This window comes from Streptomyces malaysiensis subsp. samsunensis (genome assembly GCF_024519315.1).
Taxonomy (GTDB): domain Bacteria; phylum Actinomycetota; class Actinomycetes; order Streptomycetales; family Streptomycetaceae; genus Streptomyces; species Streptomyces malaysiensis.
On the sequence record NZ_JANIIC010000004.1, the window covers coordinates 191,725 to 206,148 of the forward strand.

The 14,424-nt window shown below is 69.2% G+C and carries 13 protein-coding genes; 8 read left to right on the top strand and 5 right to left on the bottom strand.

Annotated elements, in window-relative coordinates:
• Positions 1 to 55 precede the first annotated feature (55 nt).
• The 7 genes from NQU54_RS05230 (at position 56) to NQU54_RS05260 (ending at position 7,325) form a co-directional block, all read left to right on the top strand.
• Complete coding sequence (locus NQU54_RS05230; protein ID WP_257629982.1) at positions 56 to 664, top strand: helix-turn-helix domain-containing protein; 609 nt, start codon at positions 56 to 58, stop codon at positions 662 to 664.
• 105 nt (positions 665 to 769) lie between these two features.
• On the top strand, positions 770 to 1,969 hold the full coding sequence (locus NQU54_RS05235; protein WP_257629983.1) for an NAD(P)/FAD-dependent oxidoreductase: 1,200 nt from the start codon (positions 770 to 772) through the stop codon (positions 1,967 to 1,969).
• Complete coding sequence (locus NQU54_RS05240; RefSeq protein ID WP_257629984.1) at positions 1,966 to 2,334, top strand: (2Fe-2S)-binding protein; 369 nt, start codon at positions 1,966 to 1,968, stop codon at positions 2,332 to 2,334. The genes NQU54_RS05235 and NQU54_RS05240 overlap by 4 nt, the downstream gene beginning before the upstream one ends.
• A complete protein-coding gene (locus tag NQU54_RS05245; protein WP_257629985.1) occupies positions 2,331 to 3,815 on the top strand; it encodes an FAD-dependent oxidoreductase in 1,485 nt (494 codons plus the stop codon). Before NQU54_RS05240 ends, NQU54_RS05245 begins: the two co-directional genes overlap by 4 nt.
• A 53-nt stretch (positions 3,816 to 3,868) precedes the next feature.
• Positions 3,869 to 4,801 carry a dihydrodipicolinate synthase family protein gene (locus NQU54_RS05250; protein ID WP_257629986.1) on the top strand — a complete coding sequence of 311 codons (933 nt, stop codon included), beginning with the start codon at positions 3,869 to 3,871 and terminating at the stop codon, positions 4,799 to 4,801.
• Positions 4,801 to 5,802, top strand: coding sequence for a proline racemase family protein (locus NQU54_RS05255; protein WP_257629987.1), 1,002 nt, complete (start codon positions 4,801 to 4,803; stop codon positions 5,800 to 5,802). Before NQU54_RS05250 ends, NQU54_RS05255 begins: the two co-directional genes overlap by 1 nt.
• Before the next feature lie 47 nt (positions 5,803 to 5,849).
• Positions 5,850 to 7,325 (top strand): amino acid permease, encoded by a 1,476-nt coding sequence (locus NQU54_RS05260; RefSeq protein WP_257629988.1) that lies wholly within the window; start codon positions 5,850 to 5,852, stop codon positions 7,323 to 7,325.
• Positions 7,326 to 7,341: 16 nt separating this feature from the next.
• On the opposite strand, the gene NQU54_RS05265 is transcribed toward NQU54_RS05260, so the two are convergent.
• The 5 genes from NQU54_RS05265 to NQU54_RS05285 form a co-directional block, all read right to left on the bottom strand.
• A complete protein-coding gene (locus NQU54_RS05265; RefSeq protein WP_257629989.1) occupies positions 7,342 to 8,442 on the bottom strand; it encodes a glycoside hydrolase family 172 protein in 1,101 nt (366 codons plus the stop codon).
• Between the two features lie 60 nt (positions 8,443 to 8,502).
• Positions 8,503 to 9,300 carry a carbohydrate ABC transporter permease gene (locus NQU54_RS05270; RefSeq protein WP_257630087.1) on the bottom strand — a complete coding sequence of 266 codons (798 nt, stop codon included), beginning with the start codon at positions 9,298 to 9,300 and terminating at the stop codon, positions 8,503 to 8,505.
• Positions 9,301 to 9,409: 109 nt separating this feature from the next.
• Positions 9,410 to 10,342, bottom strand: a complete 933-nt coding sequence (locus NQU54_RS05275; RefSeq protein ID WP_079153334.1) for a carbohydrate ABC transporter permease — start codon at positions 10,340 to 10,342, stop codon at positions 9,410 to 9,412.
• A 64-nt stretch (positions 10,343 to 10,406) separates the two neighbouring features.
• Positions 10,407 to 11,723, bottom strand: coding sequence for an ABC transporter substrate-binding protein (locus tag NQU54_RS05280; RefSeq protein ID WP_257629990.1), 1,317 nt, complete (start codon positions 11,721 to 11,723; stop codon positions 10,407 to 10,409).
• Positions 11,724 to 11,867: 144 nt separating this feature from the next.
• Positions 11,868 to 12,920, bottom strand: coding sequence for a LacI family DNA-binding transcriptional regulator (locus NQU54_RS05285; protein ID WP_257629991.1), 1,053 nt, complete (start codon positions 12,918 to 12,920; stop codon positions 11,868 to 11,870).
• A 480-nt stretch (positions 12,921 to 13,400) separates the two neighbouring features.
• On the opposite strand from NQU54_RS05285, the gene NQU54_RS05290 reads away from it, so the two are divergent.
• The gene (locus NQU54_RS05290; RefSeq protein WP_257629992.1) at positions 13,401 to 14,423 is read left to right on the top strand and encodes a sugar ABC transporter substrate-binding protein; all 1,023 of its coding nucleotides are present in this window, start codon (positions 13,401 to 13,403) and stop codon (positions 14,421 to 14,423) included.
• Position 14,424: the final 1 nt, after the last annotated feature.

Consider the following 14,424-nt stretch of genomic DNA (forward strand, 5'->3'; position numbering starts at 1 on the left):
GTACGGTATACCGAACGATGCTCTGTCGAATGCGGTAGGGAAGTAAGGGGAGAGAGTGAGCGTCTCCGAGGGGTCGGTGCGGGGCATGTTGGCTGTCAATCTGCGGCAGGCGAGGCTGGAGCGGGGGCTGTCGATCTCCGAGCTGTCCAGGCGTTCCAAGATCGGCAAGGCGACGCTGTCCCAGCTGGAGTCCGGGGCCGGCAACCCCACCATCGAGACGGTGTTCAGCCTCTCGCGGGTGCTCGAGGTGCCGATCTCGGACCTGCTGGACGCCCGGCCCGCGGGCGAGCTGACCGTGGTGCGCGCGGCGGAGACGGAGGCGCTCAGCGGCGAGGGTGTCGACCTGCGCCCGCTCCAGCGGATCGAGTCCGGCGAAGCCGTCATCGAGGTCTTCGACCAGCGCGTGCGGGCCGGGCGTCGGCAGGATTCCCTCGGCCATGTGGGTACCGAGCACACCATCGTGCAGGCCGGCCGGCTCGGTGTGCGGGTGGAGGGGCGCGAGGTGGAGTTGGGGCAGGGCGACTACGTGCGATTCGACGCGGCGCGGCCGCACAGCTACACGGCTCTCGACGGCGATGTGCGCTCGGTCCTGCTGCTCCAGTACCGGTCGGATCAGCGGCTGCACCTGCCGCACCCGGCGCCCGGCCCCCGCTCGGCGCGGTGATGGGTCCGCGGCGGGGTCCCGGAATCGTTCCGTCGTGACCGTTGACACGCTTCCTGTCCCGCGCATACTTTTTCCGCGTTCGGTTTAACGAACGAGGAGGGTTCGATGTACGGAACGCGAGTGGTGGTACTGGGAGCCGGGATCGTCGGCTGTGCCTGCGCTCGCGAGTTGGCCCTCGCCGGACTCGAGGTCACCGTTGTCGACCGCGGCGCCGCCGCGTCGGCCACCACCGCGCACGGCGAGGGCAACGTACTCGTCTCCGACAAGGGGCCGGGGCCGGAGTTGGAGCTCGCCCAGCTGTCCAGGCGGCTGTGGCCGCAGGTGCTCACGGCCGTCGCCGAGCGGCTCGCGCACGCGGCGCGGGCGGTGGAATGGGAGCCCAAGGGAGGCATCGTCGTCGCGACCACCGACGCCGGTGCCCGCGAGTTGACCCGCTTCGCCGCCGGCCAGCGCACGGCGGGGGTGCACACCGAAGTCCTCGACGCCGACGCACTCGCCGACGCGGAGCCGTACGTCACCCGCGAGCACACCGCCGCCCTGCACTACCCGGAGGACGCCCAGGTGCAGCCGGCGGCCGCGGCCGCCGCCCTGCTCGCCGACGCACTCGCCGCCGGTGCCGTCCTGCGGACGGACTGCGAGGTGCTCGCGGCGGTCACCCGCGGCGGCCGGATCACCGGGGTGCGCACCTCGTCCGGCCTGCTGGAGGCCGACTGGTTCGTCAACGCCGCGGGGCCGTGGTCCGGCGAGCTGTCCACCCGCCTCGGCGCCCCCGTGGACATCCGCCCCCGGCGCGGCGATGTGCTGGTGACCACGCCGCTGCCGCCGACGGTCTTCCACAAGGTCTACGACGCGGACTACGTGGGTGCCGTCGGCAGCAGCGCCGGGGATCTCCAGACCTCGGCGGTGGTGGAGTCCACCCGCGGCGGCAGCGTCCTCGTCGGTTCCTCACGCCGCCGCGTCGGCTTCGACGATCGGCTCCGCCCCGAGGTGCTGTCGGCGATCGCGGTCAAGGCGCTGCGGCTGTTCCCGACGCTGGCGGGAGTCCCGGTGATGCGGGCCTACGGCGGATTCCGCCCCTATGTCCCCGACCATCTGCCGATCATCGGTGCCGACCCGCGGCTGACCGGCCTGTGGCACGTCGGCGGCCACGAGGGTGCCGGAATCGGCTTGTCGGTGGGCAGCGCACGGCTGCTGCGCGAACTGATGCTCGATCAGCCGACGGCGATGGATCCGGCACCGTTCCGGGTGGACCGCCCGGCCGTGCTGGGCGGCGGCGCGGGCACCGTAGTGGAGGAGGCGGTATGAGCCCCAGACGCGTCCACGCCGAGTCCGACGCCGTCGGGCGGCGGGACCGGCCGCTGAGGATCACTGTCGACGGCGAGCCCGTCGACGGCATCGCGGGCCAGACCATCGCGGGCGTCCTGCTCGCCGCCGACCGCCTGGCCTGGCGGCGGCAACGCTCCGGCGCGCCCCGCGGCGTCTTCTGCGGTATCGGCGTCTGTTTCGAGTGTCTGGTGACCGTGGGCGACGAACGAGATGTCCGCGCCTGCCAGCGCCGGGCCCGCGACGGCGACGCGGTGACCACACAGACCCGGGAGCCGAGGACCGGGCACGCTCCGAAGCCGTCCCCCCGGAGGAACAGCGACGCATCGGCGGGGGAGGGGAAGTGACGGGGCGACACGTGGCCGTGGTGGGTGCGGGGCCCGCGGGCCTCGCCGCGGCGGAGACCGCGCTGAGCGCCGGTGCCCGGGTGACACTGATCGACTCGGCGGACCAGCCCGGCGGCCAGTACCACCGCATGCTGCCCGAGGCTTACCGCGCCGTCCGCCCCGAGCGGCCCCAGCACGGTTGGCGGGACTTCGACCGGCGCCGCCGCCGGGTGCTCGCTCACCCGCGGTGCGCATGGTGGCCCGAGACCTCCGTCTGGGCGCTGGAGCGCCCGGACCCGGAAGAGCCCGGAGTCCCGCGGGTGCACCTGCTGCGCGGCCCGGCCGACGGCGGCGGGAGGCGCCGGCTGACGCTTGCCCCCGATGCGCTGGTGCTCGCCGTGGGCGCCCACGACCGCGTCCTGCCGTTCCCCGGCTGGGAGCTGCCCGGTGTCTTCGCCGCCGGTGCGGCACAGGCATTGGCCAAGGGCGAACGGGTCGTGGTCGGTGACCGTGTGGTGATCGCCGGCTCGGGACCGTTCCTGCTCCCGGTGGCCGCGTCGCTGCTGGAGGCCGGCTCGCGCGTGCTGGAGGTGCTGGAGGCCGGTACGGCCGCCACCGTGGCCCGCGGCTGGTCACGGCGCCCCTGGCAGTTGGCGGCGCACGCCGCGAAGAGCGGTGAACTCGCCGAATACGCTGCCTTGTTGATCCGTCACCGGGTGCCCTACCGCGTCGGCCGCACGGTCGTCGAGGCGCGCGGCGACGGCCGTATCGAGGAAGTCGTCACCGCACGGCTGCGCCCCGACTGGTCGGTGGTGCCGGGCAGCGAGCGTACGTCGCCGGTCGACGCGCTGTGCGTCGCCCATGGCTTCAGCCCGAGACTGGAGCTCCCCGTGGCCGCCGGGTGTGCGCTGCGCCGCACACCGGGCGGCGAGTTCGTGGCGGTCGACTACGACCAGCGGACCAGCTGCCCGGGGGTGTACGCGGCTGGTGAGATCACCGGAATCGCGGGCGCCCCGGCCGCACGGGCGGAGGGTGCGCTCGCCGGATGGTTCGCCGGTGGCGGGGACTCGGCCGCGCCCGCCCTGCGCCCCCTGCGACGCGGCCGGGACCGGGGCCGCGCCTTCGCCGAACGGCTGGCCGAGGCGCATCCCATGGGTGAGGCATGGCCCCAGTGGCTGCGTCCGGAGACCATCATCTGCCGCTGCGAGGAAGCCGATTACGCCTCGGTGTGCCGGGCCGTGGGCAATGAGGCGAGCGCCGGTGCGCGGGTCGCCAAGCTGGAAACCCGCGCCGGTCTCGGCCCGTGCCAGGCCCGCGTCTGCGGCCCCACCGTCGCCGAGCTCGGCGCCCGGCTGACCGGCCGGCCCGCTCAGCGGCACGCCGAGGGCGCGCCGACGGCCGGGCCCCACCGCCGGCCGATCGCCCAGCCCATCCGGCTCGGCGAACTCGCCGAACCCGAACCATCCCCCGAGGACCCCACCGCCGGGCCCCACCCCCTTTGACGGCCGTCGGGCCCGCACGGCACACCAACCTCTTCGGAACGGAGTCAAAGTTCATGAGTGAACCCGAGAAGCGGCAGCTCTCCCTCGGTGGCGTCGTGGTCGCCACCGCCTTGCCGTACTACGAGGACGCGTCCGCCCCGGCGGGCCTGGCCGTGGATTACGACCGGTACGCCCAGCACTGCCGCTGGCTGGTCGACAACGGCTGCCACGGCGTCGGCCCGAACGGCTCGCTGGGGGAGTACTCCTCCCTGACCGACGAGGAGCGGCGCCGGGTGGCCCGCACCGCCGTCGAGGCGGTCGGCGACGCGGCCACCGTGGTCGTCGGTGTGCACGGTGTCGGCTCGCACCAGGCCAGGCACTGGGCCGAGATCGCGGCCGAGGACGGCGCCGACGGTGTGCTGTGCCTGCCGCCGACCATGTACCGCGCCAACCGCGGGGAGATCCTCGCGCACTTCGAGGCCGTGGCCTCCGTCGGCCTGCCGGTCATGGTCTACAACAATCCCATCGACACCAAGGTCGATCTGACCCCGGACCTGCTCGCCGAGATCGCCCGCATCGACAACGTCGTCGCGGTCAAGGAGTTCTCCGGCGACGTGCGGCGCGTTCTGGAGATCAGGGAGCGGGCGCCCGGTCTGGACGTGATCAGCGGCGCCGACGACGTGGTACTGGAGAGTCTGCTGATGGGCGCCACCGGCTGGTTCGCCGGCTTCCCGAACGTCTTCCCCGCCGAGTCGGCCCGCCTGTACGACCTGGCCACGGCCGGAAAGCTGGCGGAAGCCCGCGCGCTGTACGAGCCACTGGTGGCGGCCTTCCGCTGGGACTCACGCACCGAGTTCGTCCAGGCCATCAAGCTCGGCATGGAGCAGGTCGGCCGGTTCGGCGGCCCCTGCCGCCCACCACGCGGCCCGCTGACGCCGCGGATGCGCGAGCAGGTCCAGGCCGACATGGCCCGCGCCATCGCCTCCATCGAGGGACAAGCCGCCTGATGCGGTCCGTCCGTACGATCAGCGCCGTCGACTCGCACACCGAGGGCATGCCCACCCGCGTCGTCACCGGTGGCGTCGGGCCGATCCCCGGCGACACCATGGCCGAGCGACGCCACCACGCCGTGGCGAACCTGGACGGGCTGCGCCGGTTCCTGGTCGACGAACCGCGCGGCCACTCCGCCATGAGCGGCGCGATCCTCCAGCCGCCGACCCGCCCGGACGCCGACTGGGGCGTGCTCTACATCGAGGTCAGCGGGTTCCTGCCGATGTGCGGGCACGGCACCATCGGCGTGGCCACCGTCCTGGTGGAAACCGGGATGGTGACGGTCACCGAACCGGAGACCATCGTGCGCCTCGACACGCCCGCCGGGCTGGTCGAGGCACGGGTGGCCGTCCATGACGGCCGCGCCGAGAAGGTCACCCTGCGCAATGTGGACGCCTTCGCGCTCGAACTGGACGCGACGTTGCACGTGCCGGGCCTCGGGGACATCCGCTACGACATGGCCTACGGCGGCAACTTCTACGCCGTCGTCGAACTCGACCGGATCGGCCTGCCGTTCGACCGGGCCCGCAAGGCCGAGATCCTCGCCGCCGGTCTGTCGATCATGCGGGCGGTCAATGAGCGGAACCGGCCGCTGCACCCGGTCGACCCGCTCATCGGTGGCTGCAAACACGTGCAGTTCCTGGCCCCGGACTCGACCGCCCGGCACTCCCGCAACGCCATGGCCATCCACCCCGGCTGGTTCGACCGCTCACCGTGCGGCACCGGCACCTCGGCGCGGATGGCACAGCTGAACGCGCGCGGCGAACTGCCGCTGCACACCGAGTTCGTCAACGAGTCGTTCATCGGCACCCGGTTCACCGGCCGCCTGGTCGGCACCTCCGAAGTGGGCGGACTGCCCGCGGTCGTCCCCGAGTTCTCCGGCCGCGCCTGGATCACCGGCACCGCGAACTACCTGCTCGACCCGGACGATCCCTTCCCGCACGGATTCGTGCTCTAGGAGTACCCCCGACGCGTAAGCCCCGTACGTATCACCGGAGGGACCCCATGTCCCGCTCAACTCCATCCATACCCTCGAACAGCGCGGTGCCCCGCGCCGGGCTGTTCTCCCGGGAGGGAATCTTCCGACTCAAGCCCGTCGATTCCTCCGAGGAAGAGACCACCGGCGGTCTCCGCCGGACCATGGGACTGTGGCAACTGGTCGCCCTCAGCCTCGGGGGCCTGGTCGGCGCGGGCGTCTTCTCACTCGCCGGAGTCGTGGCCCACGAGACGGCCGGACCCGGCGTGATGATCTCCTTCCTCGTCGCGATCATCGCCAGCGCCGCGGCGGCGCTGTGCTACGCGGAGTTCGCCGGCACCATCCCCAAGGCCGGCTCGGCCTACACCTACTCCTACGCCGCCCTCGGCGAGGTCGTCGGGTGGGCGATCGGCTGGGACCTGCTACTCGAATACACGGCCATCGTCGCCGTGGTGGCCATCGCCGTGTCCGGCTACCTCTCCTACATCCTGGAGCGGATCGGCATCGACCTGCCCCACTGGATGCTCGGCGCACCGGGCACCGGGTCGGGCCACCGGGTCGACCTGCTCGCCGCCCTGCTGTGCGTATTACTGGCCTTCGTCCTCTCCCGCGGCACCAGGCAGTCGGCCCGTTTCGAGACCGTCCTGGTGGTCATCAAGCTCGGCATCGTCGCGCTGGTGATCATCGCCGGTGCCTTCCACATCTCCTCCGGCAACTACACACCCTTCCTGCCCTTCGGTATCGGCGGCGCGTTCACCGGCGCCGCGACCACGTTCTTCGCCGTCTACGGCTACGACGCCATGAGCGCGGCCGCCGAGGAGAGCGCCGAGGCGAAGAAGGTGCTGCCGAAGGCCATTGTGATCTCCCTCGCCATCGCCGCGGTCATCTACCTGCTGGTCTGCCTGGTCCTGCTGGGCATGCAGAACTACCAGGAGATCGACGTCAAGAGCCCGTTCTCCAGCGCGCTCGCCTCGGTGGGCCTTGGCGGCCTCGGCATGGTCGTCGCCATCGGCGCCGTCATCGGCATCACCACCTCCGCGTTCGCCAACATGCTGGCGGTGACCAGGGTCTGGTTCTCCATGAGCCGCGACGGGCTGCTGCCGCGGTTCTTCGCGCGCAACCATCCCGAGCGGCACGTCCCCACCCGGGTCATCTGGCCGGTCGGTATCGGCTCGGCGCTGATCGCCGGCTTCCTCCCCATCCGGGAGGCAGCCGATCTGACCAACATCGGCATTCTGATGGCCTTCATCGTGGTGGCCGTCGCGGTCGTGGTGATGCGCAGAACACGCCCCGACCTGCCACGCGCCTTCCGCACCCCGCTGGTCCCCCTGGTACCGGCCGTCGGGGTCGCCTTCTCCATCTGGCTGATCAGCAACCTGGACTGGCTGACCTGGGTGCGCTTCGCCGTATGGATGGCCATCGGAATGATCGTCTACGGTCTGTTCGGCTTCCGGAACTCGGCGGAGAACCGGCCCGCCGGGCATCGGGGAGGAGCAACCTCGTGAGTGGCCATCACACCGCTCAGCGAGGCCGGCGCTTGGGAGCGGGTGGCAGCGGGGCACGGGGGGAATTCGGTGAGTCCTGGTACCAGTACGCGGTGGTACTCAGATCGTCCTGGCGTTCGAAGAGTCCGTGGTCCCATGCGCCGATCTGTTGCAGCGTCACTCTCAGCCGCTCCTCGAAGTAGATCGGGTCCGGGAGGTGCCAGCGATAGAGGCCGTGCATGGGTGGCATATGGGTGGCGAAGGGCGAGGCCCTCGTGGTGTCGCGCGCCGAGTGGTAGGGGTAGCCGGAGTACGGGGCACTGAAGGTGAGCACCTCGGGCTCCGGGTCGTTGCGCAATGCGTCCTGGAACGCCCACGCCCCGCCGGCGTAGTCCTCCAGGCCCGTGCTGCACAGAGTCGGCAGTTCCTCGTCGTCGTCCACGAAGAATTTGACCTCTCCCTCGCCCCACCAGTACCGCTGGAGTGAGGCCAGTGCGATGTATGTGCCGACGTAGGTTCCACGGCCCCGCACTCCGTCGAGCACGACATGGTCCGTGCCCAGTGGCGTGGACCCGTTCGAGCGGCGCCACTGTGCGTGGAAGTAGCCGGTGTCCGCGCCGATCTCGTCGCCCGTGGTGTAGTCGACCTGGTAGAAGACATGGGGCAGATCTGCGTCGTGCTGGCTCTCCAGGGTGAGTCGGGCGTGGGTACGGAAGGGCATGGGGAAGTACGCGTTCATGCCGCCCGTCGGAGCGACGACGATCGGGACGGACGTCACCAGGGCGCGGGTGGCGAACCCGTTGCAGAAGAAGTCGCCCAGCGGTACTTCGACGGCGGGCGTCTCGGAGCCCTCCCAGTACGCGCGCAGCACGAGGTCGCGCAGGACGAACGGTCCACCGTCGGGTGTCCGCTCTGCGACGGTGATCCAGATGTGCCGGATGACGCCCGGCCCATCGATCTCCGCGAGGGTGAGGGACTCACCGGCGGGCAGGGGCAGATAGGCCGACCCCTTGCGGCCGGGGCCGAGCGGCGATGCCGCCCGTCCCGCGCCGCCGGCCGCGCCGGTGCGGTTCTCGGCGTTGATGGACCGGCTGCGAACGCCCCGGTTCGGGCTCAGGGCACTCCACTGGGTGAACACGTATGCTCCTCGGACGGTGTGGATGAGCGGCTGCGACGGCGGATGGCCGGTTCCGCGCGCTCACTTGACGGCTCCTGCGGTGACACCCCGGCTGAGGGTCCGCTGGAACACCAGGAAGAAGACGAGCGTGGGCAGAAGGGACAGCAACGACCCGGCGTTGAGGACGGTGATGTCGATCGAGTGCTGGCCGCGCAGTGTGGCCAGGGCGATCGGTACGGTCTGCGCAGATGGGTCGTTGAGCAGGATGAGGGGGAGGTAGAACTCGTTCCACGTCCAGATGAAGAAGAACACGACGAGGACGGACAGCGTCGGCCGCAGGACGGGGAAGACGACCCGCCACAGGATCTGCCACCGGGACGCGCCGTCGATCACGGCCGCTTCGAGGAGTTCCTTGGGGAGGGTGGTCATGACACTGGCGAGCAGATAGGTGCCGAACGCGGCCTGGAGCACGGTGAAGACGATCACCACGGACCAGACGCTGTTGAGCAGTCCCACCTCTTCCGCGCCATAGAACAGCGGGTAGATGAGTGCCTCCTGCGGCACCATCGTGGCCAGCAGGAGCACAGCGAGGATCGCGCCGTTGCACCGCACCTTGCCGATGCCGATGGCGTAGGCGCTGATGAGGGAGAGCGCGGCGCCCAGGAAGGCGACGGCGCCTGCGATGAACACGGAGTTGCCCAGGGCGACCGGGAAGTCGACGAGCGACAGATAGCGGGAGAAGGCTTGTGGCGTGAACGCGGCCGGCCAGGAGAGGGGCCCGTGCCTCGAGTAATCCGCGCTGGTCTTGAAGGCGTTGAGGACCAGGAGCAGAAACGGCGCGAGCATGACCGTGGCGGCGGTGACGGTCATCAGCAGCATGAGCCATCGCAGGGGGTAGCGATTGCGTCGGCTCTGTTCGGCGGGCTCGGTACCGGGGTGGGGCCGGGTCGCCACGACCGAGGGTGCCGGTGGAAACTCGTCGTTCATGTCAGCCCTCCTGCCGCTCGGAACGGCGCTGCCACACGATGAGCAGGGCCGCGATGGCGAAGATGACCACAGACGTGAAGGTCGCGATCGCGGCGCCGTAGCCGACCCGGGACAGTTCGAAGAAGTTGCGATACGCGTAGTAGGACGGCACCACCGTCGAGTTCTCCGGACCGCCGCCGGTGAGAATGAGGATGGGAGCGAACACCTTCAGCGCACCCACCGTCGCGGTGAGGACCACGAAGAAGACCTCGGGGCGGATCTGGGGCACCGTGATCGCGCGGAACCGCCGCAGCCAACCGGCCCCGTCCAGCTCCGCCGCCTCGTAGAGCTCCGGATCGACCCGTTGCAGCGCGGCCATGAAGACCACCACGGGATAGCCGATCTGGAGCCAGATCAGCATGAGCATCACCGAGTACAGCGCCAGATGGGGATCACCGAGCCAGTCGGGTCCGGACGCGATGCCGATCGAGCGGAGATAGGTGTTGATCGATCCCTGGCGCGGGTCGAGGATCGTGCTCCAGATGAAGCCGGCGACCGCGATCGGCAGGATCTGCGGCAGGTAGTACGTCGCCCGTAGGAAACTCGCGGCCCGGTTGCCGAATGCCTTGCCGATGTAGTCGAAGAGTACTGCCGCGAGGACGATACCGATCAGGGTCGGGACCACGACGATGGCGACAATCATGAACAACGAGTTCCGGAACGAGTGCCAGAATTCCGCGTCGTGCATCAGGTCCAGATAGTTGCCGAGGCCGTACCAGTGCTTCGGCGCCATGCCTCCCTTCCACTGGTAGAGGCTGAGAACTATGTTCATCACGAACGGCGCGGCGACAACGACGGCGAAGCCGGCGGCGATGGGAATCAGGTAGAGCCAGTACGAGCCGGACCTGCTGCGCCCTTTCCTGGGCAGACGCCGGTCAGGGACCAGTGCGGACATGGAGGTCTCTCTTCTGCGGGGGACATGCCGGGGTCGCGCCCTCCGGTCCCGGCACGTCCGGCGTCTACTGCTGGGTGGCGGTCTTCTTGCCGTCGTCGTAGAACTTCTGCAATGCCTTCAGGTATTCGTCCGCCGTCTCGCTCTTGTTGGACATGGCCTGCATATGGTTCTGAATGAAGTCGAGGAAGCCGGGCACCGGGTAGTCGGGGTAGAAGGACATGGCCTTCCGCTTCACCAGATCGTCGAACTGCTCCGTGTACTGGCGGGTTACCTTGTCCTTGATGGCCGAGGCATCACCCGCCAGCGGCAGACCGCCCTGGTTACCGATGTCGTTCTGGACCTCAGCGCTCAGGGTGATGTCGATCCAGTCGTACGCGAGGTCCTTGTCGTTCGATTTCGTCGGCACTCCCCACAGATGTCCTGAGGAACCCATGACCTGCTGGGCGCCCGGCAGCGTGAAGTACCCCCACGGGAAGTCCGCGTCCTTGCGGATACGGGAGAACTGGCTCTGATTCCACATGAGCATGGCGTCGTCGCCGCCGAGGAAGTTGACGATGGCCTGCTCGTAGGAGAGGCCGCCGAGTTTGTCGCCGACGTACCCCTTGTCGATCCAGTCCTGGAACTTCTGTGTTCCTTCCTTCCAAGGGCCGGACCGGAAGTTCACGTTGCCTTTGAGGAACATGAAGTCGTCGATCTGCTGCCGGGATGCCGAGGCGGAGACCAGCGAGTACCACAGCCACATCTGGTTGAAGCCCTGGCTGGTGTTGGCGGAACTGGAGATCGGGACGTGACCCGCGGCCTTCAGTTTGTCCATGTCGGCCTCGAGCTGGGCCAGGGTCGTCGGTGGCTTGGTGATGCCGGCGTCCGTGAACATCTTCTTGTTGTAGTAGAAGGTCACATATTCGCCGACGTTCGGAACGCCGTACCAGTCGCCGGACCCGGCCAGCCCGTTCTGGTCGTACTGGGCGAACGCGGCCATCGGGCCCGTCACCTTCTTGTCCCAGCCCCGTGCCTTCGCCTCATCCGTCAACGGCTGGAGCAGGCCCTGGCCGGCAAGCTGGCCGCCGTCCGCGTTGCCCTTGTTGAACTCGATCACGTCGGGGACGTTGTTTCCGGACAGTGTGATCTTCGCGTTCTGGCGCATCGCGTCGAAACTCGTGGTCTGGAATTTCACCTTCACGCCCGGGTGCCGCTTCTTGAATATCGCCACCGCTTTCTGCCAGCCCTCGGCCTGTGCCGAGGTCTGGTCCTCGTACTGGAGGATCGTGAATGTCCCGTCGGATTTCTCACTCGTGCCGCCTCCGCAGGCGGCGAGGGCCAGGGCCAGCGTGGTGGAAAGACAGACGCTCAGGCAGCGCCGTGTCGTGGGTCGGAGTCTCATGTCGAAGCTCCCTCTCGACTCGTCATTGAACGGAGGTGCTGATGTCGGCCTGCCGTCCTCCGGGCAGGCCCGGCCCGCCGGAGGTACCGGTGGGAAGGTGGTGAGGGCGCCATCGGGGGCCCGGCGGGATCAGACCGCGCGGCCCTACCGGTGTGCCGTTAACTTCTTGGGCGTCCGGCCACTGGGGGCTGCGACCGAGTCCCGGATGACCAAGGGGCAGGAGACGAAGTGGCCGGTCGGGCCATCGCCCCCGTCTTGCAGCCGGGCGATCGCCTTCTCTGCCGCACGGACGCCCATCCGATAGTGCGGAAGCTGGACGGTCGTCAGTCCCGGGAACAAGTTCTCCGCGAAATTCTGCTGGTTGTCGAAGCCCACGATGGACAGGTCCCGCGGGATCTGAAGTCCGAGTTCGGCCGCCACCTGGTAGAAGCCCAGCGCAAGCCGGTCGGAGAAGCAGAAGACCGCCGTGGGCCGGTCACTGCGGCGCAGGAGTCTGCGAGCGGGTTCCCGCGCGGCGGATGCGTTCGGCTCGGACGCCTCCACGACGAGCGACTCGTCGAGGCCCAGTCCAGCCTCCGCCAGCGCACTCTCATAGCCCTCGCGGCGCAGCGACTCGGCGATCGCGAAAGCCGGTGCGATGAGGTTGCAAAAGGCGATCCGCCGGTGCCCGGCGTCGATGAGATGGAGTGTCGCCGCCCTCGCGCCGGCCCTCTCGTCGGGCACGACCCAGTCGGCGTTCCCTCTCCGCGGCCGGCCACCCAGGATCACCTGGGGCACCGGCCGGGGAAGCCGCGGAAGATCCACCTCACGGTGGTAGTCGACGGCCACGATCAGTCCCTCGACGCTGCGTTGCAGCAGGGACCGCACCGCCGGACCCTCCATATCCGGATTGCCGGCCATATCGACGAGGAGGAGAACATATCCCTCCCTCCACGCCTTGGACTGCGCGCCGGCCAGCATCTGCCCCGAAAAGGGAACGCTTGCGACACCGTCGGACAGCAGGCCCAGTGTGCGGGTCTGCCGCGTCCGCAGTCCCCGCGCGGCAAGGTTGGGCAGATACCCGAGATCTTCGGTCGCCTGCCGGATACGCGCGGCGGTTTCGACGCTCACGCGCCCCTCGTGCTGATCGTTGAGCACGAGGGAGACGGCCGAAATGGAGACGCCACAGTGAGCGGCGATGTCTTTCATCGTCACCATGTGCCACCTCCTGCCGGTCGGCCATTCAGGGGACCCTGACAGTAAGAACGTCAAACGTTTGACGCAAGGGCGGAGACCCCGCCTTCTCTGCCGACGTGTCCGCCACGGCGAGCTGGGGTTATGGCCGATGTGATGTTTCGACGACCGGCCGACCGGCGTGGCGGCGACTCCCGCGATGCGGCACGAGGTCGGTATCCGGCCGCCCCCTGCCCGGCGACGACCTCCGCCGGCAAGGCCGCGATCGAGCGCTTCCCGTGCCCGGTGACCTCCCAGGACTGCTGGCAGGAGCTGGTGCCGCCCGCACCGCGGGACGACAGTCCATGGCGGTTCCATGGCTCCACACCATTGCCGGAGCATCGCTGAGCTGGGGAAACCGCTCCACCTGCCGATTGGCCAACACAGTTGTTACCGTCGGCCTCTTTAACTCCAGGTGCGGTGTGACATATTACTGCGCCATAACAGTCAAGCGGAGGCTCTCCGATGAACAGTTTGCGCAGCCGGCTCACCGGCGCCGTGGCCCTGACCACCAGCACTGTCCTTCTCACCGCCTGCGGGATCGCCGACTCGGCCGGTTCCGGCAGCGGCACCTTCAAGGTTGCCGTCCTCGCGGCCTCCAGCCAGAACGGCTACAACCAGGCCGTCTACAAGGGGGTCAAGCAGGCCGCGGCCGCGTCCGGCAAGAAGATCAGCCTGAAGCTCCTCGACGGCCAGTTCGACTCGAACACGCAGCTGTCGCAATTGCAGAACGTCACCAGCACCGGCGACTACGACGGAGTCGTGGTCGTGCCCAATGACGGAGTCGGCCTGGCGGCGGCCTTCCCGCTGGCCAAGAAGATCCCCGTCGTCACGGTGCTCAATCCCGTCGGATCGGACATCAACAAGATGAAACCGCAGGTCGACGGCGTGGTCACCACCGTTGGCGTGCCCCCTGCCACGGCCGCGGCGAAGCAGGCCGAGGGGGTGGTCACCTACTGTGCCGACATCGATCCCTGCAAGGTCGTACTGCTCGTCGGCAATCTGTCCTCGCCGCTCGACGTGGCCCGCCGGGGCGCGTACAAGAAGGTGCTCGGCGGCCACTCCAACATCAAGGTGGTCAGCACGGTCGAGGGCCAGTACGACCGGGACACCTCGCTCAAGGCGATCAGCAACGTGCTCCAGGCGCACAAGGATGTCAACGTCATCCTGTCCAACGCCGACCAGCAGACCGCGGGAGCGCAGATAGCCCTCCAGAACGCCGGTATCAAGCCCAGGAGCATGTACCTCACCGGTGGCGGTGGTACCAAGGACGCCGTGGCCGCTGTCCGCGCGGGCACGTGGCGGGCCGACTACATCAACTTCCCGGTGAGCATGGGCAAGTCCGCGCTGGAGCAGCTCCTCAAGGCGATGGACGGCGGCAAGCCCGAGCCCGTGGTCGACGCGGACAAGATCGGCGGAATCGACCCCTACGCGACCAAGGCGACACTGGTGAAGACGCCGGACTTCACCGGCGAGTGGAACGGCTGAG